The 22,191-nt window shown below is 38.8% G+C and carries 20 protein-coding genes and 1 pseudogene; 7 read left to right on the forward strand and 14 right to left on the reverse strand.

The window, feature by feature from the left end; genetic code table 11:
- Positions 1–12 precede the first annotated feature (12 nt).
- A complete protein-coding gene (locus DSM106972_RS04015; RefSeq protein WP_127079011.1) occupies positions 13–2,421 on the reverse strand; it encodes a sucrose synthase in 2,409 nt (802 codons plus the stop codon).
- A 909-nt stretch (positions 2,422–3,330) separates the two neighbouring features.
- Here DSM106972_RS04015 and DSM106972_RS04020 point away from each other — a divergent pair.
- Positions 3,331–3,513 (forward strand): annotated as a pseudogene (locus DSM106972_RS04020) (hypothetical protein); the annotation flags it as partial.
- Between the two features lie 149 nt (positions 3,514–3,662).
- Here DSM106972_RS04020 and DSM106972_RS04025 read toward each other — a convergent pair.
- Entirely contained in the window at positions 3,663–4,340 is a 678-nt protein-coding gene (locus DSM106972_RS04025) for a glutathione S-transferase family protein (protein WP_127079015.1), read from the reverse strand.
- Positions 4,341–4,361: 21 nt separating this feature from the next.
- Positions 4,362–4,862, reverse strand: coding sequence for a DinB family protein (locus DSM106972_RS04030; protein WP_127079017.1), 501 nt, complete (start codon positions 4,860–4,862; stop codon positions 4,362–4,364).
- A gap of 300 nt (positions 4,863–5,162) precedes the next feature.
- On the opposite strand from DSM106972_RS04030, the gene DSM106972_RS04035 reads away from it, so the two are divergent.
- The 3 genes from DSM106972_RS04035 to rnhA all read left to right on the forward strand — a co-directional run bounded on the left by DSM106972_RS04035 (position 5,163) and on the right by rnhA (position 7,556).
- Positions 5,163–6,053, forward strand: a complete 891-nt coding sequence (locus DSM106972_RS04035) for a LysR family transcriptional regulator (protein ID WP_127079019.1) — start codon at positions 5,163–5,165, stop codon at positions 6,051–6,053.
- A 14-nt stretch (positions 6,054–6,067) separates the two neighbouring features.
- Positions 6,068–6,532: a protein tyrosine phosphatase family protein gene (locus DSM106972_RS04040; protein WP_127079021.1), complete on the forward strand. Its 465-nt coding sequence runs from the start codon at positions 6,068–6,070 to the stop codon at positions 6,530–6,532.
- A 115-nt stretch (positions 6,533–6,647) separates the two neighbouring features.
- Positions 6,648–7,556 carry a ribonuclease HI gene (gene rnhA, locus DSM106972_RS04045; protein ID WP_127079023.1) on the forward strand — a complete coding sequence of 303 codons (909 nt, stop codon included), beginning with the start codon at positions 6,648–6,650 and terminating at the stop codon, positions 7,554–7,556.
- Between the two features lie 267 nt (positions 7,557–7,823).
- Here rnhA and cruG read toward each other — a convergent pair whose 3' ends face one another.
- The gene (gene cruG, locus DSM106972_RS04050; protein WP_127079025.1) at positions 7,824–9,056 is read right to left on the reverse strand and encodes a 2'-O-glycosyltransferase CruG; all 1,233 of its coding nucleotides are present in this window, start codon (positions 9,054–9,056) and stop codon (positions 7,824–7,826) included.
- A 58-nt stretch (positions 9,057–9,114) separates the two neighbouring features.
- Entirely contained in the window at positions 9,115–10,014 is a 900-nt protein-coding gene (cruF, locus tag DSM106972_RS04055) for a gamma-carotene 1'-hydroxylase CruF (protein ID WP_127079155.1), read from the reverse strand.
- A 178-nt stretch (positions 10,015–10,192) separates the two neighbouring features.
- Here cruF and DSM106972_RS04060 point away from each other — a divergent pair, with 178 nt between their 5' ends.
- Entirely contained in the window at positions 10,193–10,624 is a 432-nt protein-coding gene (locus DSM106972_RS04060; RefSeq protein WP_233787760.1) for a hypothetical protein, read from the forward strand.
- A 38-nt stretch (positions 10,625–10,662) separates the two neighbouring features.
- On the opposite strand, the gene rpmA is transcribed toward DSM106972_RS04060, so the two are convergent.
- Both rpmA and rplU read right to left on the reverse strand, forming a co-directional pair.
- Positions 10,663–10,932 carry a 50S ribosomal protein L27 gene (gene rpmA / locus DSM106972_RS04065; RefSeq protein ID WP_127079027.1) on the reverse strand — a complete coding sequence of 90 codons (270 nt, stop codon included), beginning with the start codon at positions 10,930–10,932 and terminating at the stop codon, positions 10,663–10,665.
- Between the two features lie 33 nt (positions 10,933–10,965).
- Positions 10,966–11,376, reverse strand: a complete 411-nt coding sequence (rplU, locus tag DSM106972_RS04070) for a 50S ribosomal protein L21 (RefSeq protein ID WP_127079029.1) — start codon at positions 11,374–11,376, stop codon at positions 10,966–10,968.
- Between the two features lie 323 nt (positions 11,377–11,699).
- Here rplU and DSM106972_RS04075 point away from each other — a divergent pair, with 323 nt between their 5' ends.
- Positions 11,700–12,794, forward strand: coding sequence for a nucleotidyltransferase domain-containing protein (locus tag DSM106972_RS04075; RefSeq protein WP_127079031.1), 1,095 nt, complete (start codon positions 11,700–11,702; stop codon positions 12,792–12,794).
- 91 nt (positions 12,795–12,885) lie between these two features.
- On the opposite strand, the gene DSM106972_RS04080 is transcribed toward DSM106972_RS04075, so the two are convergent.
- The 7 genes from DSM106972_RS04080 to bchI all read right to left on the reverse strand — a co-directional run bounded on the left by DSM106972_RS04080 (position 12,886) and on the right by bchI (position 21,499).
- A complete protein-coding gene (locus DSM106972_RS04080; RefSeq protein ID WP_127079033.1) occupies positions 12,886–13,728 on the reverse strand; it encodes a GNAT family N-acetyltransferase in 843 nt (280 codons plus the stop codon).
- A 407-nt stretch (positions 13,729–14,135) separates the two neighbouring features.
- Positions 14,136–14,741: a hypothetical protein gene (locus DSM106972_RS04085; RefSeq protein ID WP_233787759.1), complete on the reverse strand. Its 606-nt coding sequence runs from the start codon at positions 14,739–14,741 to the stop codon at positions 14,136–14,138.
- Between the two features lie 60 nt (positions 14,742–14,801).
- Positions 14,802–15,209 (reverse strand): hypothetical protein, encoded by a 408-nt coding sequence (locus tag DSM106972_RS04090; RefSeq protein WP_127079035.1) that lies wholly within the window; start codon positions 15,207–15,209, stop codon positions 14,802–14,804.
- A gap of 191 nt (positions 15,210–15,400) precedes the next feature.
- The gene (locus DSM106972_RS04095) at positions 15,401–19,627 is read right to left on the reverse strand and encodes a two-partner secretion domain-containing protein (protein WP_127079037.1); all 4,227 of its coding nucleotides are present in this window, start codon (positions 19,625–19,627) and stop codon (positions 15,401–15,403) included.
- Positions 19,628–19,775: 148 nt separating this feature from the next.
- Entirely contained in the window at positions 19,776–20,075 is a 300-nt protein-coding gene (locus DSM106972_RS04100; RefSeq protein WP_127079039.1) for a hypothetical protein, read from the reverse strand.
- 63 nt (positions 20,076–20,138) lie between these two features.
- A complete protein-coding gene (locus tag DSM106972_RS04105; RefSeq protein WP_127079041.1) occupies positions 20,139–20,375 on the reverse strand; it encodes a hypothetical protein in 237 nt (78 codons plus the stop codon).
- A gap of 2 nt (positions 20,376–20,377) precedes the next feature.
- Positions 20,378–21,499, reverse strand: coding sequence for a magnesium chelatase ATPase subunit I (bchI, locus tag DSM106972_RS04110; RefSeq protein ID WP_127079043.1), 1,122 nt, complete (start codon positions 21,497–21,499; stop codon positions 20,378–20,380).
- Positions 21,500–21,795: 296 nt separating this feature from the next.
- Here bchI and DSM106972_RS04115 point away from each other — a divergent pair, with 296 nt between their 5' ends.
- On the forward strand, positions 21,796–22,068 hold the full coding sequence (locus DSM106972_RS04115; protein WP_127079045.1) for a hypothetical protein: 273 nt from the start codon (positions 21,796–21,798) through the stop codon (positions 22,066–22,068).
- Positions 22,069–22,191 lie beyond the last annotated feature (123 nt).

Below are 22,191 nucleotides of genomic sequence, written 5' to 3' on the forward strand. Positions count from 1 at the left end.
TCTTTATAGTCCTTACCTTTGCATATGCTGTTCCAGAATTTTTTCGGCTCTGGGTTTGAAGACTAGGTAGTATAAAGTTTCGAGGTAGCGCGCCCTGGCTTCACGGTTTTCTGGGGTGACATAATCCCAGAAACGGTATATTTTCGAGATTAGCAGTAATTGCTTTGAGTGTAGACTCCAGTTATATTTGTTACGCACCCTGTCGATTGCCCGCGTAGAAATTTCATGCCAGTATTGTGGATTTGCATCACATTCGTCAAGAAAATGTAATACTTTCTTCGCAGTTCCTTCGTAGTCGGTTGGGTTAATTTGGAACTTATCTACATCTTCGATTATTTCAGAGGCGCCGCCGAATTGGGTGGCAAAGGTGGGTAGTCCTGAAATCATCGCTTCGAGTAAAGTTCGTCCAAAGGCTTCAAAGCGGGCAAAGTGTATAAAAATTCCTCGACAATCTGCTACTGCTCGATATGCTTCACCTAATTCCATATTAGAAAGGCGAATACCTACCCAGCGAATATGACTATGCAATTCGTACTGGTTAATGATGGAATGCAGTTTCTCAATTTCTGCTGCTTCTTCGGGATGAGTTGCTTGCTCTGGGCTAAATTTGCTCGTGAGCAATATTAAGTTACAGTGTTCTTGCAGTTCTTTACTTTTTCCAAAGCATTCTGCTAACCCTGTCAGATTTTTAGTTGAGTTGATGGGGGCAACTGCTAGTAGAGGTGTCTTTTTGGGATTTTCCAAATTACCCATTATGCTAGGGTCTTCGCGCAAAAACATTAGTTCGTGAATTTTTGAGCGCGCTTCTTTATCCCGGTCTTCGCTTTGGTTGTAAGGAAAGAAGATGTTCTCGTTTACCCCTGGTGGCACCATGTTAAATTTGGGGTTAAATAAATCTATCCCATCGACAACGTGGTACAAATTCGGCATTGTAAAACATTTGTACGATTCGTACTGTCCCATGTTATCGGGAGTTCCAACTATTTCTTGGTATGACGAACTAACAATAAAGTCCGCTGCGTTCATACTAATTAAGTCGGCAGTAAACTGAGCGCTGAAATGATATCTATCTTCTAAATCTTGCCAGTACAAGTTACTAAACAGGTATTTAGGCTTTTCTAGCGAGTGGGCAATATTGCAATGTGCTGCTTTTAGGCGCCGTGACAGCAGAAACGCGACTAAATTACCATCACTGTAGTTACCAATTATTAAGTTAGGGTTGCCCCTAAATTCTGCTACTAACTCACGTTCAGCTTCGAGAGCAAACGATTCTAAGTACGGCCAAATTTCAAACTTAGAAATCCAGTTTTGTGTAACGTTGGGATTGAAATCAGCAAATGGAACTCGTAATATCCACGCATTTTCTGTTCCTTGCAGTTTTTCTAATCTTAAATTACAAGCGGTTCCTTCGCAGTTAGGAATCAACCGAGTTAGAATTATTACCTTGGGCTGAATTCCAAGTACCTCAAGTCCAGCAAGCTTTATATCTTCGCGTAACTTAGCTTCTAAACTGCGCGCCTGTTCCAAAACATACATAACTTGACCAGCAGTTTCTGGGCGCCCAACCACACCTTCTTGACCAACCCATCCGTGAATAGATACTAAAACTACACGGAATATAGCCGGAACGCGCGTCACAAAAGCTTCTAATATCGCTGGTTCTGGGTCGCTAACCAAACGGTTAAACATTTCGAGAGTTTCTCTAACTCGACCTGCTGTATTACCCCAACCAGGTTCAAAGCCAAGCGACTGTAAATCAAAGCGGAACTTCTCAAACGGTTCTATAGGAGAAAGTTCGCTCACAAATTGCAGCGCTTTTTTGACTGCAAGAGCAAGTTCATCCCCAGAGTGGAGACGGTCGCTAATCATTAGTGGTGTACCACCATGCTGCAACTTATGCAAAGCTTGGAACAATTCTTCTAACCAACGTTTGGGGTCGTTTTCGAGTTGGTTACATAAATAACGATTTAAAAAAGTTAACCCCTGCCCAATATTACGGGGGTCATCTATTGTTGGAGCACCTTGATAGAAAGGTTTGAGGTCTATTTCCAAAATTTGAGGTTGGTAGCGGTTAACCAAACGGTCGCGCACATCCAACAACGCTTTTGGTGTCAGTTTTTCAAAGTGCGTCATATCCGCACCCAGGCGCCAAACTTCCTGGTTAGCTATCCAGGGACGTAACATAAACCAAGTGCTTTCCTCTTCCAAAATGATTTCGTGCGTTAGGCTGATTAATGTGCCTAAAGATGAGGAATGGTAGAAATAAGCAGGTTTATGAGAGCGCTGGCAATAGTCGGCAAACACCTGTAAAATCTCATTTCGTAGTAGGTAGGGTTTACCGGCGGCGTTTAGAGCCGAGACAAACTGACGTAAAGCAGTTTTCTCATCGCTGTTTAAAACATTTTGAACCAGGTCATGCATAGTAATATCCTGAACTCTAGTTCGACAATTTATCGCTCTTCATAGTCTATAACTATCATTTAAATACTATGTTGTAGCCTAAATAGCCGAGCATTACAAAAGAACGTAAAAATAAAGTAGCTTCTAAGAACGCACCCGTTTTTTATTAACCATTTTTTTACATTCACACTACTTACGTTAGCGTAAATATTCGTTAAAGGATTGATTTTTAACACGACTTTACGGAGGTTATGCCTTAATGGGTACCCCGATATTTAGGCTGATTTTATACATTGCTCATCATAGTAAGCACTGTTAACTATAGTCCAAACTCAGCTAATTGAACAACCATTAGTTTGAAAAAATTTTAATACTATAAGGTATTTGCTTTCTGAAGCTTTTAACATAAACAAAAAACTTATCTCAGCTAAATATACTACTTTTGGTAGACGAATTTCATCATAAACCTCAGAAACCCGGTTTCTTGTTGAAGTATTGTAATCAAAACGACTATTTTGCGTAGAAACCGGGTTTCTAGTATTTTATAATACTTTTGATAGATGCTAAAATTTATATATTAAATTAGCCAATATACTTTTGTCATAGAAAAGCCCCATACCAAGACCATACTTTATAAAGAATAAAAATTTTACGATCAAGTTGTTTTTAATCGAAATTAGAGTTAATCTCTAGAATATCAGACTATAACAGCCTTTACGCGAGGTGTTGCACAATTATATCAGTACAGCAAAAGTAAATATTGTTGCTATATTACCACTTAATTTTTATTAGCTTCATCGAAAATCAAAATCAAATGTAAAGTTTTGTTAAGTGAAGCAACAATCTGCCGAAAAGGAAACTCTTTACACAGAGTAATAAGGAAAAGTATCCGTCGATATCACCTTATCTAGATGAATCAGGGTGTTGATTATGGTATTAATTCGCGATGTAGTTGAACAAGCTCTAAATACTGGCTATTTAACACTAGCCCAAGAAAATATTTTACGTGCTTTATTGCGAGATAAGTACGACATAGAAGATTTAAATGCTTTTATGAGTTTGCAGGAAGCCGCAATGGATGGTTTGGTTAAACAGGAATCGCGGGAATTATGTATGTTTGAAAGGGGTCGAGATATCCATTATGGTATTTCAACTGAGCTTGCGGTTCATGCTTGTGTTTAATAATTCCAACCACGGCGCCATTCGTCCGTAAATAATCCCCCCTTAATAAAGGAGGGCTTTTTGATCTAAGTTAATTTGTACTAAATTGGTCGCGGATGGTTGTCTCCCAATTCAAATGCAGGAATAGTTTCTTGCTCGTTTTTCGCAGCTTCGAGCCATTGTTGCATACCAGGAAGCTCTAACACAGCTTCGGAATAATCTTGACATATCGAATTTAACTGCACTCCATAAGTCTTGAAGCGTAATATTACAGGTGCATACATCGCATCGGCAATTGTAAATTTACCAAATAACATATTTCCTTCCTTAGAAAATTGCTCTCGGAGTTGGCGCCAAATATTTGTAATGCGTTCAATATCTTTTTGCACATCGGGTGTCATTCCTTTACCAGGTAACACCGCACAGCAGTTCATCGGCATATTTTGCCGTAAATGTTGAAAACCAGAATGCATTTCCGCATTAATTGAACGTGCAAGCGCGCGAGCATTTTTATCTTGAGGATAAAGATTTAAATTCGGAAAAGTCTCAACAAGATATTCACAAATTGCGAGTGAGTCCCATATTGTTTGTTTCTCGTGAATTAAAACAGGTACTTTACCAGAGGGAGAGTATTGACTAAGTTTAGATTGTGTCTCTGGTTGATAAAGTGGTATACAAATTTCATTAAACTCTATACCAAATTGTTTCATTAGTAACCACGGACGTAGTGACCATGAAGAGTAATTTTTGTTACCTATTACTAGTGTAAATTGTGACATTGCTTTGTATGAAGGGTTATTTTATGAGATAGTATTTAACCAAGGCAAGAAAGGTAAATCAGTAACACCTGGATTGTATTCAAGCTGACTAAGAAGAGTTGTTAATTGTCCACGGTGATGAGTTTGATGATTAAACATGTGTGTTACCAAAACCCAAGCAGGTAGTATACGTGTTTTTCCATCAACTCCACTTGTATATTTAAAGTCTTGATGTAACCACTCAGACGAAAGCTTTTGTGACCATTCGATAATTTGCAAATCGGTGACTTCTCTTTGAACAACCAATTCGTTAAAATCTTCGTACAACTCATCACCAATTTTTGCAGCAAAAGGTTCACCAATAAAGCGTCCTATCCAAGCTCTGTCACCGTACAGTAGATGATTTAAAGTCCCGTGAATTGATTTAAAAAATGCTCCTAAATCTTCCTTTCGCTTAGAATCTGGAATTTCTGCACAAATAGCATACAATTTTTGATTCATCCAACGGTTGTACTGTGCCATTACCTCATAATTACTGTGCATTCTTTATACCTATGATAATTAATATCAAACCTTTGATCTGAGCTTGGCGCCGTTTCCTGTTCTACCAACTCTAGCGGTATACCAATCAACAATCAAAAAGTAACCTGAATAGTTTCTATAAACGGCATTTATATATAGATAAAACTATTAGTATAATTTTTCTACAATAATCTAATCAGTTTTTATAGCAATCCTAAATCATTCGTAAAATCCGCGTGTTGTAGAGACGCGATTAATCGCGTCTCTACGTAGATATAATTTTTACAACTCATATAGGATTGCTATATATAAGATATACATATGAAAATTTTTCAGCTTCGAGCAGTTGTAGCGGTTGCTGATTGCGGTAACTTTAGTGAAGCCGCATTGACACTCGATTTATCACAACCTGCTATTAGTCATGCAATTTCAACTTTAGAAGAAGAATTAGGAGTACCTTTGTTTGTGCGTGGTAGACACGGCGCCTTATTAACACCAGCAGGAGAGCGCATTTTATACCATGCACGCCAAGCACTAGAACATATAGAAATGATGGAACATGAGGCAAATATACACAAAGGTTTGCGTGGTAGCCATGTGCGAATTGCCGCATTCCGGAGTGTAGCAACGCATTTATTACCGAAAGCAATCTCGCAGTTTCACGCCTCATTCCCTGAAGTTGCGGTTACTATTATTGAGTGTCATGCTTTTTTAGATGTCGAAGACGCTTTGCGTCAAGGACGTGCTGATATTGGAATAACCTGTTTGCCCACCAGTGAAGAATTTGAAGTTTGGGAAGTTGTGCGTGATGAGTATATTGCACTGCTTCCACCTAATGCTATAGATATTTCACAGCTTACATGGGATTTTCTCAATAAATACTCACCTGTAATGATTCCTTGTACTCCATGTGGGCGCATTCTACACAATCATCTTAAAATAGTGGCGCCGTCTTTAAATACAACTACCGATATTCAAGAAGACTCGACAATTGTTAGTATGGTTAATCAAGGACTGCGTGCAGCAATTTTACCTCGTTTAGCTGCTGTTCCAATACCATCACAGGTACAATTGTATAGTTTACCCGTACCTCTTGACCGTGTAATTGGTATTGCAGAGCATAAAAATGCGCTTCATGTACCTGCAGTTTTCACGTTTTTAGAAATGCTCAAAAAATTTGATTTTTTAACTTTAGTACAGAACACTTATTAATTGCTTTTTAATTTATGTCGAAACAAAATTTTGAAGAGATATATAATTATTTACAAATATCTGATGGAATCGCAACTTCTGGACAGCCGACAGTAGAACAATTTGATGCAATTAAGCAAGCTGGGTATGAAGTCGTGGTTAATTTAGCGCTAGTTGATTCTCTTAATGCTTTACCGAATCAAAAAGAAATCATTGAAGCGCAAGAGATGCAGTATATACATATTCCTGTTATATGGGATAATCCTACATTAGAGAATTTACATTCTTTTTTTGAGGTGATGAAGGCAAATCAAAATAAGAAAGTCTTTGTTCATTGTGCTGCGAATAAAAGAGTATCTGTTTTTGTTTACCTTTATAGAAGAATTTGTTTAGGCGCCAGTGAAGAAGAGGCAAAATTAGACTTAAATAAGCTTTGGGCGCCTAACGAGGTTTGGCAAAGGTTGATTAATGAAGCTTTTGATAATGTTGGGTTACGCTGACCGCTCCACCCAACCTACAATGTAAAGAAATATGTGTTTAGTCAATAGCTTTGAATTGGAAGGCTAATATTTTTTCCTGTTGCCCCTTTGGGAAAGTAACTATTTTATTTAACTTATGGCTTCATTAACAATTGAGAGTATATACACAGACGGCGCCTGTACAGGGAACCCCGGGCCAGGAGGTTGGGGTGTAGTGGTTTATTTTGATGATGGTTCGGTTCATGAACTTGGAGATGGATCTCGTCAAACAACGAATAACAGAATGGAAATGCAAGCTGCCATTGCAGCACTTCAATATTTGGAAGCATCAGGACAAAGTTACCCGATAACGCTTTACACCGATAGTGAGTATTTAATTAATTGCGTTACGAAGTGGGTAAAAAGCTGGAAAAAGAAGGGTTGGAAGAAAGCTGATGGCAAACCAGTTCAGAATCAAGATTTACTCGAAATTCTTGACGGACTTAACAGCCGTAAGGTTAGATGGGAACATGTTCGAGGTCATGCTGGTAATATAGGTAACGAAAGGTGCGATACCATTGCGCGAGCTTATGCGGCTGGAAAAGTGCCAGCATTAAAGCAAAGCCAAGATGCAGAAGCTATTGCTTTCGATGTAAAAACGAAAGTTTATGTAGCAAATGCATCTGAAATAAAGGCAAACTCGACCATAATTAACGAAATGACTATTGATGTCGATATTGCCCCCGATAACACCATGATAGATGCTTCTATCTCAAGCACGAGCAACAATACTAACGAAGAGATACCACGCGAAATGCGGGTAACGCAACTTCGCAACCTCGTTGATACCCTCCGTATCGCCGATGAAATTGCTGAAAAAGGTTATTTAATAACCAGTTCTGAACTAGCTGATTTAATGGATGTTCATGCCAGCGCTGTTACCAGTCGTGGAGATCAGTGGCGCTGGCGAAATTGGGTTGTCTCCCGTGTTCGTAGAGAAGGTAATCAAATTCTTTGGGAACTTGAACGTGGAGATAAAATTGAAGAAGAGAGTGCTGAGTGCTGAGTGCTGAGTTATGAGTTATAAATGTCATGCTGAACGTAGTGAAGCATCTTTATAATCTATAATCTATTTAAAATATAAAGATTCGGAGATTCTTCGCTACGCTCAGAATGACAATTTGTACGTTCTCTAACTTTTAACACTTAGATATAAAGATTCTTCGCTACGCTCAGAATGACAATTTGTATCTTCTCTAACTCCTAATTCCTAATTCCTAATTCCTAATTCCTAATTCCTAATTCCTAACTCCTAATTCCTAACTCCTAACTCTTAACTTTCATAACTTCTTCCACGCCATTTTTTTGGTTTTTGTAAGGCTGATAGAATTATGCGTAAGACTGCTAAGGGGTCAGCTAGGGGTGATAACCAAAATAACCAATTTCCTTTTGCTTGACTGCGGTCGTATGAAGGTGCTATTGCAAACAGCATTCCAAATCTAATTACTATCAACAATAAATTCAACAACAGCAAAAGTGTAATTGAATAATTTTCAATTAAGTTATTTTGGATGTAACTGCTTAGGGAGGCGCCTCTACCAAATAATGTACCATTAGCGAGAAATAAAGGAAGAATCAAAATTGGTAAACCTTGTACGGAAGCAAGTAACCAAATATCACCCCAAGTTTGTGCGCGGTTTGAAGCATCTTTAAGGTCAATACTACGACCCCATTCATTCCATGTTTCAACGGCGCCTTCGTACATTCGCACCTTCAAAACTTTGGCGCCATCCATAAAACCAACTTTGAAACCAGAAGCAGCAATATGACGTGCTAAAGTCACATCGTCACAAAAAGAACTTCGCGAGCTAGTATAACCACCGACTGCTTCTAACACTGCTCGACGACACAAAAAACACTGCCCATTTGCCATCACTCGCTCTGGCTGGTCTGTTGTGATTCCAGCAGGGTCAAAGCGATAAAGTAATGTCATTAATAATGCTGGTTGTAACCAACATTCACCAGGATACTTAAGAATAAATTGCGGTGAGAGTGATATTAAGTCATATTCTTGAGCAATAGCAGTGTGAACTAAACTAGCAATTAAACCAGGATGGGGTTGTGTATCAGCGTCCATACCCAGAAACCAAGTACTAGAATTAGATGTTTGCTCCCAACCGCTATGTAATGCCCACGGACGACCAACCCAACCAGTAGGTAAAGGGTCATCTGTTATAACACGAAACCTAGGGTCTAGTTTTTGCGCTGCTTGAACTAGCTCACGAGTTCCGTCTTTTGAATTACTATCAACTACAATAACTTCTCGAAGTTCATAACTTTGCCGACTTAAACCAGCAAGTAGTGGACTAATACGTTCAGCTTCATTAAGTGTAGGGACTACCACGCTAACGCTACCCAAAATATCTAGCGTGGGTTTTTGTGGCGCCAAAGGAGGGGTACGACGGGGACCTTTAAGTAAACGCGATAGTAGAATAGCAAACGCTGGTAATTGAATTAACAGCAATAAAAGCGCAACAGCACTTACTATTGGTAAAAAATTGGGCATTGATAAGGAAGTTATGAGAACAGTATAGCTTTCGGGTGGGCAGTGCCCACCTTACTTATTATTTGGCGCCGACAGCGGTAGCAACTTTAGTGACTTCGGTTGCAGCAGATGGTGTTTCGTCTTGTGTAACAGCTTTCCACCACAGTAGTACTGCTGGTATAACTCCTGTAATAAAACCTAACGATACAGGAACAACAAATCCTGCACCTAAGCTAAGTCCAGCGGCAAAAGCATAGTTACTCAAGTAAACTATCATTGGAACGTTGAGTTGCTTAGGCTCTAATTTTACAGGATTATTACGCCATAACAGTGCTGCGACTGTCATAAAGACTGTGCTAGTACCAAACCAACCTGCATAATTTTGGTAGGGAGTTCCATAAAATGCTCCCGCTTGATCCCAAAACCAAAACGGTAGGGATGTTTGACTCATAGCTGGTTCCAGTGCAAAGTCCCAGCTTGTAAATAGCACTGCTCCTAATAATACGGCGCCAACTTGACGTAAAATAGTAGGATTTTTGGCAACTCCTAACCCTGCACGGGCAACAAGATACGCTGATAATCCCACATAGAACCACGACAGAGGAATCGTAAAGGGCACAAGTTCAGCAATTTTATAACCCAAGCCATTCAAATAATGATAGTCACCGAAAGGAAACCCAGTTCCCGTTCCCAGTAACTCACTGCTGACTGATATCAATACTGCTGGCACCATGAATGAAAGCCAAGTTTGCCATCCCAAAGTCCTAAATGCAAAAATCGAGACAGCTACAGTACCAAAAATAATATCAACTACGCCGCCATTAGCCATGCTCAGTTGCATAGCTGTTTGACCAACGTCGCCAAAATTCAAAATCTTCTCGGCGTGTGGTATAACCAGCAAAATGCCTGCTAGCCCAAAAGCTTTAGACAGTATATGACCCGTTAAACATACGCGCTCGGCGATAACAAGCTGTTTCATCATATCCCTTAAAAGATGTAACTCGCGTTACTTAGCTGCTAACAGTTTACAAATGTTTAAGAAAATATTTAACTACTTTACAAGAAAATTTTTGCTATTTTACCGAATCGTGTATATTCTGGACGCGAATTAAGGTCGATAATTGAAGAGTAGTAGCCTAACCGGTTGGATAATTATTATGATGTCAGTCATCAAAAGAATTCCGTGGGTTTCCCTGACGTTAGCGTTACTTACCTACTGTTCTCTAGGTTGGGTAATCTCACAAGAGCGTCTACCCCCCATTGCTTGGTTTGCAATTATACCTATAATCACTTTAGTCATCGGCGCCCTAGCGACTCCTTGGACAAAGATTAATTTTTACTCTAATTTTATATTTAAATCTAACACCCGTACTTTCGGCATTTCAGTTTTGGGTGCATTTGCACTATTTTTGATGATTTCCTGGTTTAGATTATTTCTCGATTCCTTACTTGTAGCATCTGCTACCATTTTGGTGCGAATCGACTTTCAAATGGCTGGGTTTCGTTATATAGACACGTTTGCAGTCTTGTTCTTCATCGCCATGACGGGTTTAGCGATGGGTGTATTTATTAATCGATTTATATTGTAGAGACGTTACATGTAACGTCTCTACGTGGGCTATTTTAATTAGCAACCAGCAGTAGCAGCAGGATAAATGCTGACTTTCTTGCGGGTTTTGCCTTTTCTCTCGAATGTTACAACGCCATCAATTAAGGCAAATAAAGTATCATCACTACCGATACCTACATTGTTACCAGGGTGAAATTTTGTACCACGCTGACGAACTAAAATATTGCCTGCGCGCACAGTTTGACCACCGAAGCGTTTTACACCTAGTCGCTGGGCATTAGAGTCGCGTCCGTTCCGAGTACTACCAGTACCTTTCTTACTAGCCATGATGTCCTCTTTTTCTGTATTATCTCTCTTTAATTATTCTGCAACAGGCGCCTCGGTTTCGGGCACAGCATCAGTTGAAGCTTCTTCTGTGGGAGCAGCTTGTGCTTGTGCTGCTGCTAATACCGACCCATTCATACTAATCGAATCAATCATCAGACGAGTAACTTCCTGACGGTGACCGCGTTTTTTACGGGTTTTCTTCTTAGGCTTCATTTTATAGACAAGCACTTTGCGGTCACGAAAATGCCGCATCACAGTGCCTTCGACAACGGCGCCTTCAACAGTAGGCTGTCCTACAGTCACATTACCATCGTGTTGTACTAATAAAACCGCATCAATACTAATTTTCTCATCAGGTTGAGCAGTAAGCAGTTCGATATCGTAAAAACGACCTGGCTCAACACGCACTTGCTTGCCACCAGTTTCTATAATTGCGTAAGTCATGAAATTGTCCTATGTGTTGCCGTACAGGTAGCTGGCGCCGTTAATCAAATAGACTAATTTGTAGCCAGCTTTTATCATGTCTACCTGTTCCGAGCGGGAATTAGACAGACAATCTCTCATAATATTTTGTAGTCAAGGCAATGTCAATAAATATTTTAAAAAAATATTTTAAATTATTTTTGGACAGTTGGCGTAATTGTTGTGATTAGGGGTGTATTTATATATGACACAGAACAGCACCAAACCGTCTGAGCAGCTTTTATTTAGGCTTGCTCGGATTTTTTTTATATAATTGTAGTGTGGTATAATGTAATATATGTATTATGAAGCGTATCGAAGTTGAAAAGCGTAGTATATTTATAGGTTTGGCAGGGAGTCACGGTTATGGGTTAAACCGTCCGGACTCAGATTTGGATTACCGAGGTGTATTTATTGCACCAAAAGAATATTACCTAGGATTTAGCACTGTTGAGCAAAAAGAAAACGGTTGGGACACAGAACCCGGAATATTTCCCTTTTTAGATGGAAACAAAGATACTGTTATTTATGAATTGCGGAAAATTATTCAGTTACTATCAGGCGCCAATCCCAATGTATTAGAGTTATTATGGCTCAAACAATATCCATATATAACAGAAGTCGGGCAACACTTAATCAAACACAGAAAGCTATTTTTGAGTAAAAAAGTCAAACATACTTACTCAGGATATGCATTTGCCCAAATAAAGAAAATGGAAAGTCACCGCAAGTGGTTATTGAACCCACCCAAAAGCAAACCACTTCCTAGTGACTTCAAAATAGAAAGCGAAGAACCATTATCAAAAGAAGAACTTAACGCATTTTTAGAATACTTGTATTTAATAATACGCGGTAAAATAGAATTTTTAGAAGAATCAGAGCAATTATATAAACTTTTAACAGCCGATATAGACTTTAAAGGCGTTTTGAAACAATACACTTTACCTGATGATACATTAGAAACAACTCAAAAATTCACAAACAGCCGTAAAGACTTTATTAGGCTATTACAAAGAAGCCAAAGTTATCAAGTTGCCCTACGTGAATGGAAAGCTTATTTATCTTGGCAAGAAAATCGTAACCCAGACCGCGCCGAAATGGAGCGCAAATCTGGTTTTGACCTCAAACATGGAATGCACTGTATACGTTTATTACGTAGTGGTCTAGAAATATTACGGTCAGAAGAAATTACTGTAGACAGAAGAGACGCAGGAGATAGTGAAGATTTAAGAGCAATATTGCAAGGTCAATATAGCTATGAAGAAGTAATGAAAATGGCAGAAGATTTAGTAGCAGAAATGGATAAAGTCTATCAAGTCTCAACTTTACCACACCGACCTGATGTAGAGCAAATTAATCAACTATGTATTGAATTGGTGGAAATGCAAGGCTGGAATTAAATTCTTGTGGAACAGGCATCCCTGCCTGTTGCAGATACAGGGCAGGCAAGGATGCCTGCTCCACAAGAACACAAGAAAATTTTATAACTACCTAATTAATAAAACTATATTCTTGCCATTCACCGATAGCTTGATAACCGATTTCTTGATAAATATGATTAGAAGTAGAATTAGCTAAATCAGCAAATAAAAAGCAATACTTATAACCTTGATTAAGTAATTCTTGACTTAAAGCAGCAACACAATTAGAAGCATAGCCTTGGCGCCGATATTCTGGTGGAGTATAAACCATACTAATTGCAACACCATTGGGCGTAGAACGGGTACGGCAAGCCATTGAAACGTAACTTTTATTGTACCATAAATAGGCACTATTTTGGCTCAATTGCCTTTCAACCCATATGTCAGAAGGAACATTTATTTCTTCTAACGCTTCACGACAAAATTCTTCATACCAACTTTTGAGTAGCTCTCTTTCTTTAGCTGTGGCAAGACGCAAATCTCCTGGGGTTGAGTTTTGTTGCTGCACTTTTTCAAGTTGAAATACACGAGTTGCCAATTTCAACTTATATTTATTACCTGTATAATCACACCAAGCTTGAGCAAATGCTTTAGATTCCTTAACTGGTGCATTAACCTCAGATAAAGATTTATAAAAATCATGCACATCACTAACTATTAAAGGCATAACGTCATCAATAGTTGACATTACAGATAGTAATAAAGCAAAAGGAGGATTACGGATGACAACTCCGATAATTTCGCTTTTATTTTCAACTATGGCGAGATAATTTTGCTCCTGGTAATGGTCAGGACTCTGGACAAGTCGGTTGCATATTCCTAAATTTAGATTATGCATAGCTTCTTGTTGCAACAAGTAATCTTTAACTTGTTCGTAAAATTGGCGCGCGTCTGCAAATCGTTGAATTTTCATAATTTGATTTTGGATGAAAAAGTAAATAACAATTAAAATTTTAAAATACACATATGCCTGTAATTAGAATCTTGTGGAACAGGCATCCTTGCCTGTTTAAAACATGGGGCGGGCTTCCTGCATTACCCACAAGAAAAGTTTTATGGCAAAACCTGTAGACCTTGCCGCCAAGCGCTTAATTAGTCTTACACCTAAAATTATTATTGGAGAGATGTAGACATTTTCGTTAATACTTCGTTTTCTGAAGGATGCTTTTGGTAAGGTTGTTTAATTGGAGGACACAAGTAATTAAAAGAATTGTCTGTATGCTCTAATTGTAAATTTCGAGGCGCACTTAAAGCTATAACAGCATCTCCTATTTTTTCACAACGTTTACAATTGCAAGCCGTTTCACCAATAGTTAATATTTATTTCAGATTATTTGCAATATTAATAAATCTCCTTGTGTTTGTATTTTTAGGTAGTTGAGAAGCAATTTCAACTATTTGCTCAACTTCCAACTTACAGTGTATTATAAGAAAGTCGTCAATTTTACATTGGTTTCGACACGTTGCTGTATCTTCAAATCCCAAAACAAATTTCTTTAAACCAATCGCTGGATTTTTTATATCAATAGTAAGTGGAACCTCCGCACGAGCGCAGTTCGTCAAATCCTCACTAAATTTAAATTTTGTTTTAATTATTAAGTCAAAGCGTTTTATATAAATTGCCAAAAGAGACAAAGCTTTATTTTTATCTTTTGGGTTAGAAAAATTTAGCTGACTGGTGCTAAAAATTTGAGATATTAATTGTAAAATTGCTTTAAGCTCGCTGCCTTTAAATTTATTACTCCATAATGTAATCGCATCACCAATAGTATAAACGTTGTCCAAGTGTAAGACAAAATAAAAAGAAATAATACTAATTATATAGCTACGCCTTATTTCCATATAAACATAATTAGAAATATAAAGCTGCTTGTTATTTAATTTTGATTTTAAATATAGCTGATATGCTTGTGTTGCAAGTAACAATGACCTCATTACTGAGGTGTCCAAAAAATGTTCTTGTGCTGATTGCGACCACATACAAATTTATATCTCTTCATTTTCGAGAGAATCATTATCAAGTTTGACTCCAAAAGGTAAAGTATCAAAACCTAAATTTTCGAGTTGGATAATTGAGCTTTCAACATCTGTTTCCGTGATTGTTCCTTTATTGACTAAGGAGACTAGCAGGTCATAGGCACCTTGATACTGTTCGTTGGTGTGGTCAATCCAACGATTTGAGTGTGCAAGTGCATCATGTAGCGCCATAACTACTTCCGTATAAGGGCTGTGCATATAATTATCATGTAGAAAGCGCATTCTCCGTAGTAAGCTATCGATAAAAACAGCTGCTACTGGTTCAGAGGCGCACTTTGAGAGCTTCTCTAAATCTGGGAGCAAAGACTTGGTGATTTCAGCTGCGCTTTCTTTAATCGTAATTTGTTCATTATTCATAGCTACTGCTCCAAAATCCTTACATTTCTAGATGATATATCTATATTACCTTTTGCTCCAGTACACAAATCGTTCGAGGAAGGTCAAGTCAATTGTCCGCAATGTGATAGCAGCAAATACTATTGACGCATCCGAAGCTGTTCCAAACATAAGGCAGCCTGTTCGGCTGCTCCACAAGAGAAGTTTATATATTAACTTGGACATGTAGACAAGGCGCCACGAGCTTCTGGTGTAACTATAGGCGCCATAGCAACAAGTTCAACACTGCCATCAATGTTTTTGACCAAACCTTGCGCTTCAGTAATTTCAACTTTATCTAATTTACTTTCTCTTACTTGGGCGCCTATTTTATTTTCATTTAAAGTTGCAAGTTTAGTAAGGGTTTGTGTACCTGGAAGCATTTCAAGTGGGTTTGGTGGTAAACTTCCTGCTCTGGTAATGACAAATTTACCTTCTTGACGATTAGCATAGGCACCACGCGGACAAATTTGACCTATTTGACTACTTGCATCAACAACTTGGTTTGGCAGTTCGATTATTGCTTGAGTCGCATCAAAATTTGGTTTTGCAATGGAAATTTGTCCTTGTACACCAAGTTGTGAACTAGCAGTAATATCGCTTTGATTTGTAGATTGAGCTTGCGGTTCAATACCAAAAATATTTCTAGCTCTGATGTTTACATTACCACCTTTTCCCGTAAAAGCGTTTGCGGCAATATCACTATTTTCATTTTTATCAGCGATAATAAAAGGCGTATTTATAGTAATGTTTCCACCATCACCAGCCGATTGATTATCAAAACCGCCAGTTGTAGTAATATTGCTATTGTTTCGCAGTAGTAAAAAATCTGCGGCAGTTAAGTTAATATTACCACCGTTACCTGATGTCGTTGCTGCTGCGATTATGCTTTTGTCATCAAGCCTAACTGTACCAGAGTTAATATCAATATCTCCTGCGGCACTATCTCCAAAACTGCTTACGGATATACCAGCACTATTTAGAGATAAATTACGTGCAGTGACATTAATATTGCCGCTTTTACCTTTACCAATAAATCCAGCATCTTTTGCTACTATAGTAAATATTCCGCTATCGAACATTTGACCATCATTAGTTGTTCCACTAATAAATAATGTATTACCAGCATTAACCGTAACGTTACCTGCATCCCCTTCACCGAAAGTAGAAGCATTAATTTGAGAAGCGTTTTTGATGGTAATATCACCAGTTGTATTGATGCGAACACTCCCTGCATCACCTTTATCAAGGGTTGCAGTAGACAAACTGGCACCGTCGGAAAGTAATAAATTACTAGCACTGATTTCAATATCCCCACCGTAACCAACAGCAGATTGAAACACGAAACTATTTATACTGCTTTTATCGATAATAGAGACATCTCTTCCAGCACGAATTAACACTTTACCCGCGTTTCCCTGCCCACCAGTGAAAGTGTCAATACGGGCACCTTTAATAGTTGTGCTATCTAGTGTGTTAATTATGACGCTGCCAGCATTGCCTTTTCCAACATTAATACCACCCAAACTTGCACCATCAGATAAAGTAAAATTACGTGCGTTAATTTCGATATTACCTGCATTCCCCACACCTGTATTTAATACACTAGTAAAAATTGCAGTTGGAATTTCTCTAACACGTCCTGCTATGATTAGATCACCGAAACTGCGAATGTTGACTTTGCCAGCATCCCCTTGCCCGTTTGTATTAGTGATTATGTAGGCGCCATTATTAATAAGTATATTCCCATTAGCATTGATGGAGACATCGCCAGCTCTACCTTTGCCACTTATTAAAGTACTAAGACTAGAACCATCGGTTAAAGTTAGGACACCTGTGGCAATATGAATATTGCCACCATTACCGATACCTTCTTTATCAATGCTGCTACTAACTGAAGCATTCCTGAAAAACACTGATTCTGAGGCTTTAATGGAGATATTACCAGAGTTTCCTTGTCCGAATGTAGCAGCAAAAAAAGTAGAATTATTATCTAAAAATAATCTTCCTGCCTTTATGTCGATATTACCACCATTACCTACAGCGTTTGGCTGAACACTAGTCGAAAATCCACCGTTATTAGTCAGTGATACTAAATCATTAGCTTTAATAACGATACTACCAGCATTACCTTTTCCTGAAGTGGAAGTAAAGAATGTGGCATTATCTAATGAGAGGTTGCCAGCTTCGATATTAATAGTACCGCCATTCCCGATAGCTCTACCCCCGACAAAGCTGCTAATTTGTGTAAAATCAATATTGTTTTCGTTACTGAGAAAAACACCTTCTGATGCTTTGATAAAAATGTTGCCTGCATTACCTTGCCCAAACGTATCAGCACTTACTTTACCAGTATTTTTGAGAAATACTCCCCGTGCGTTAATGTTAATATCCCCACCTTTACCAATACCCTCAGAGCTAACATCGCTACTAATACTACTAGATAAGTTGACTTCTCCATACTGTTGAGTAAATACTTTCCTAAAACCGTTAACTGTTACGGTATCGCGAGCATTTACTGTAATATTTCCAGAATTTCCCCGTCCATTTGTGCCGCTGCTAATTTGGGCGCCATTAGTTAGCTGTAACGAACCTGTAGTCAGGTTGATATTTCCAGCATTGCCAACACCACCTGTAATTACATCACTTTGAATGCTGCTAAATGCGTAACCCGAAATACCGTTCATCTCATAAGGCACGATACCGTCTAACTTGATACTGTCGCGCGCATTTACTGTAATATTGTCGGCATCACCTTTTCCGGAAGTCGTTGTGGATAGCTGAGAACCACCTTGTAAGGAAAGTGTTTCGGTGTTGATTTGAATATTGCCTGCTTTTCCTTCAGCTTGATTGTATATAGAACTAGTGACATAGCTTAGGCTATCTAAGGAAATATCACGAGCGTCGATATTAATATTACCAGCGTTACCTTTCCCAGCACTTGTGTTGGCAATAAAAGCACCATTGGTTAATTTCAGAGTATTTGTTGTTAGCTGAATATTGCCAGTATTGCCTGTACCTTCGGGGTTGATACCGCTAATAATGCGACTAAATATTGTTTCACCCTTTCCATCTAAGGTAATTGCATCACGAGCATTGATATCGATACTACCTGCATTACCCTGTCCATAAGTTCTGGTATTGATTTCTGCACCCTCAAACAATGCAAGTGAACTAGTTTGAATTTGGATGTTACCACCGTTACCTACGGCGCCTGTTTCAACTGAACTAAAAATACCACCATCACGAGTTAAGTTAATATTATCTTTGGCTTGGATGACAAGGCTTCCTGCACTTCCATTTCCAAAGGTGCTGACATCTATATAACTGTTATTTTTTAAGTTTAAAGAGCCTGTGGAAATATTAATATTACCAGATTGACCAAAACCACCTGCTCGTAACACATTGGAAATAATACTGTCATCACTCAAGGTAATTGTTCCTGTAGCATTAACAACTATATTTCCACCTTGACTATTCGGTGTTCCTAACCCTTTATCTATCCCAGCACGAATTTTACTTCCTTCTGTTACATCTAGATTTCGGGCATAAATATTAATATTACCGCCATTACTACCCCGTACATTCACCTCGGCGCCATTCGAGAGTGATACATTAGCTCTATCTACATCAGGCATTACTAAGCTCAGATTATCACCTGCAATATTTAATCCTACTGAACCCGGCGCCGAAGCACCTGCTAATTCGATATTTCCACCATAAGCTCTAACTGCACTGCCATCTATATTTACATTTCCACCGACAAGCAACAAACTCTTACCATCAGGTACCCGCAACCCAGTAACGTTCTCACCTACAGGGTTAATACCTGCTGGTGCTTGTGATTGATTTGTAATACTTGCCTGTTGATTAAGTTGGTTGAATAATAAAGCTGAGGGTTGAACGGTTAAAAGCGGCGCCGCTTCGGGGTTAGTCGCGCTAAATATTCCTTGCGAACCAAATTTTACTGCGTTTGCAGTCGTCCCTACAAAGCTTCCTTGTATATCTAAGCTGGCATTTTGACCAAATAAAATACCGTTAGGATTAATTATAAATAAATTTGCGGCGCCGTCTACACCCAAGGTTCCCAATATATTTGAAGCATTCCCACCTGTAACGCGGGTTAATATGTTTTGTACTCCAGACGGGTTTGCGAAATAAACTCGTTGCCCATTATTTATATTAAATTCGGTAAAGCTATGGAATAAATTACTGCCACGCTGGGCGCCTCCATTGATTAAATCAGCATTTCCACCTTTGATTAAAGTACTATTGTTAACGGTTGATGCTTCTTGACCCAAAGTGTTATCTGGTATGAGTTGTGCAGATGCTGGAGTCGTAGCGAGTACTAAAAAGGTAGACAATGAAAGCTTTTTTAATAGATTATCCTTTTTCTTCATCGCTAGTTACCCCTAATTTATGCGAATTACTGAGCTTATAATTATCAGTATTTCTGCTTAGGAACAACTTATGCATGAATTTTAGGCAAGTTTTAAGAGTTTTTATGTAAATTCTGAGAATATTGGGGAATTTTGGGTTACACCCAACCTACGTGTTATGGATTACATCGATAAAGTCGTATAAGCTGATGATGAGAATTAAGATGGCGCCGATTTTGATGAAGCGTGTTTGACGTGAAGGTGTAGTTGCTTGGCGTACTAAAATTGACATTGCGGAGCCTATTGCAAAACTTAAACCTAATGCTATGTATGGCTTTTGGGCTGGAAATATGATTGATACGATTATCATTATCGCTGCGAGCGCTAACATTAAATTCTCAATAAGTTCATAAGGGTTGTATTGACTTATTAACAGAATAGTGCTGAACCAATACCTTAAGGTTTGCATATAATTGGCAACGGATATAACGGATGTAACGGATTGTTTTTGCGATTTGTTTAGGGCGCCGGATTATGGATGTATAGGAGAAACGGGTTGGGATTTTACTTTTAAAGGAAGTGAAAATCTTGAAGATGCTTTGTTCCTCAGCATGACAGAAGTGGAGATGCTTCGTTCCTCAGCATGACAGTCGGGAGATGCTTCGTTCCTCAGCATGACAGGAGTCAAGGTTTTGCCAGTTTGCAGTGTATATGTAATATCCGTGTATATGTAATAGACATCCGTTACATCCGTTTTATCCGTTGCCAATATTACCTAACTCCTGTTTTAATACCAGTACCGTTTTTAGACGCATTAGCAAGCTCTGGGATTTCGACGCCAAAAATGCGACCGAATACTTTTTCGACTTTGTAACCTGAATCTATTGATTCTAGGGGGTCTTTACGTAAACGATGGCGTAGACACAGTGTAATTACGCGACGAATATCATCAATTGTTACTTCGTTGCGTCCTTCAAAGGCAGTAATTGCTTTTGCTGCACGGTTGGTAACAATATCACCCCGTAAACCATCTACATCAAGGTCGGCACAAACTTCAGAAATTTTTACCCGCAGGTCATAATCAAGATTAACGGAGGGTAATAAATTTTGAGCGCTGATGATGCGTTGCTGCAATTCATCTTGTTGTGGTTGGTACTTTTCTAAAAAAGGATTGGGGTTTTGGTCGAATTCTGAACGCTGCTCAACTATTTGAACTCGCAGTGCTGGTTCCTTAACAGTACGAATTTCAGCGTGCATTCCAAAACGGTCGAGTAACTGTGGACGTAGTTCGCCTTCTTCTGGGTTTCCTGAACCAACTAGTACAAAGCGCGCAGGGTGACGAATGGAAATACCTTCACGTTCAACAGTGTTCCAACCACTTGCTGCTGAGTCGAGGAGTACGTCAACTAAGTGGTCATCTAATAAGTTGACTTCATCAACATATAATATACCCCTGTTTGCTTTCGCGAGTAATCCTGGTTCAAAGGCTTTTACACCTTCTGAAAGTGCTTTTTCTATATCAATTGTGCCGCAAACCCGGTCTTCGGTGGCGCCTAAAGGTAAATCAACCATTAGCACTTTACGCTGTACAACTGGGACGTTATTTCCTTGCTGTACATTCGAGCGTACATCATCACCCATTAATTCGGGGTCACTAGGGTGACTATTAAAGGGGTCATTTTCAACAACAGGAATTTCTGGAAGCAGGTCTGCCAATGCGCGGATGGTTGTGGACTTACCCGTTCCTCTATCTCCCATAATCATTACACCACCAATTTTGGGGTCAATGACGTTCAACAGCAAAGCCAGCTTCATTTCTTCCTGACCGACAATTGCTGTAAATGGAAAAACTACGCGACGAGTGCTTGCTGTAGCTTGAGCAGTTGAACTCACCCCTATACCTCTTTTTCTATATTTCTCTTATCACCGCTTTATATTGTGCCATAACCAGGGGAACAGCGAAAGACCTTACCAAAGTGGGCGCCCGCTTGTGGATAAGTACTCTATAATAAGAACCTAAGAAAGTATAAATGTCATGCTGAGGAACGAAGCATCTGGAACGAAGCATCTGGAACGAAGCATCTGGAACGAAGCATCTGGAACGAAGCATCTGGAACGAAGCATCTGGAACGAAGCGTATTCAAAATTTTGAAGCAGTTTCAAAATAAAATCATAAGAAGTAGTCTAATATGCAAAGTATAAAAATTAACTCATATATCGGTTCGGATGGAATATTACATATTAATGTCCCAGTAGGTCTAACAAATCAAAATGTAGAAGTGATGTTAATGTATCAGCCTGTAGAGTCTGATGATAATGGTAATAAAGGCCAAACTTTAGACGAATTAGGTTGGTCCCTTAACTTTTTTGAAAAAAGATTTGGTGCATGGCAAGGAGAACCTCTAGTTAGAGAACCGCAAGGTAAACCACAGGAAAGAAACTGGGATGATTTATTTACTTGATAATTATACTTGTATGGGGTGTATTAACCGTCGCAGTTTATCGATATTCCAACATTGATACTAAAAACGGATTAAAACTATACTTTTAAAATAAGCAAAAATCCTTCAGATGCTTCGTGCCTC

Origin of the sequence: Dulcicalothrix desertica PCC 7102 (genome assembly GCF_003991905.1) — a bacterium.
GTDB lineage: Bacteria > Cyanobacteriota > Cyanobacteriia > Cyanobacteriales > Nostocaceae > Dulcicalothrix > Dulcicalothrix desertica.

Coding starts and splice junctions, on each gene's coding strand:
- DSM106972_RS04015 (WP_127079011.1), bottom strand. CDS start 2,421: ATGCATGACCTGGTTCAAAATGTTTTAAACAGCGATGAGAAAACTGCT.
- DSM106972_RS04025 (WP_127079015.1), bottom strand. CDS start 4,340: ATGTCACAATTTACACTAGTAATAGGTAACAAAAATTACTCTTCATGG.
- DSM106972_RS04030 (WP_127079017.1), bottom strand. CDS start 4,862: ATGCACAGTAATTATGAGGTAATGGCACAGTACAACCGTTGGATGAAT.
- DSM106972_RS04035 (WP_127079019.1), top strand. CDS start 5,163: ATGAAAATTTTTCAGCTTCGAGCAGTTGTAGCGGTTGCTGATTGCGGT.
- DSM106972_RS04040 (WP_127079021.1), top strand. CDS start 6,068: ATGTCGAAACAAAATTTTGAAGAGATATATAATTATTTACAAATATCT.
- rnhA (WP_127079023.1), top strand. CDS start 6,648: ATGGCTTCATTAACAATTGAGAGTATATACACAGACGGCGCCTGTACA.
- cruG (WP_127079025.1), bottom strand. CDS start 9,056: ATGCCCAATTTTTTACCAATAGTAAGTGCTGTTGCGCTTTTATTGCTG.
- cruF (WP_127079155.1), bottom strand. CDS start 10,014: ATGAAACAGCTTGTTATCGCCGAGCGCGTATGTTTAACGGGTCATATA.
- DSM106972_RS04060 (WP_233787760.1), top strand. CDS start 10,193: ATGATGTCAGTCATCAAAAGAATTCCGTGGGTTTCCCTGACGTTAGCG.
- rpmA (WP_127079027.1), bottom strand. CDS start 10,932: ATGGCTAGTAAGAAAGGTACTGGTAGTACTCGGAACGGACGCGACTCT.
- rplU (WP_127079029.1), bottom strand. CDS start 11,376: ATGACTTACGCAATTATAGAAACTGGTGGCAAGCAAGTGCGTGTTGAG.
- DSM106972_RS04075 (WP_127079031.1), top strand. CDS start 11,700: ATGAAGCGTATCGAAGTTGAAAAGCGTAGTATATTTATAGGTTTGGCA.
- DSM106972_RS04080 (WP_127079033.1), bottom strand. CDS start 13,728: ATGAAAATTCAACGATTTGCAGACGCGCGCCAATTTTACGAACAAGTT.
- DSM106972_RS04090 (WP_127079035.1), bottom strand. CDS start 15,209: ATGAATAATGAACAAATTACGATTAAAGAAAGCGCAGCTGAAATCACC.
- DSM106972_RS04095 (WP_127079037.1), bottom strand. CDS start 19,627: ATGAAGAAAAAGGATAATCTATTAAAAAAGCTTTCATTGTCTACCTTT.
- DSM106972_RS04100 (WP_127079039.1), bottom strand. CDS start 20,075: ATGCAAACCTTAAGGTATTGGTTCAGCACTATTCTGTTAATAAGTCAA.
- DSM106972_RS04115 (WP_127079045.1), top strand. CDS start 21,796: ATGCAAAGTATAAAAATTAACTCATATATCGGTTCGGATGGAATATTA.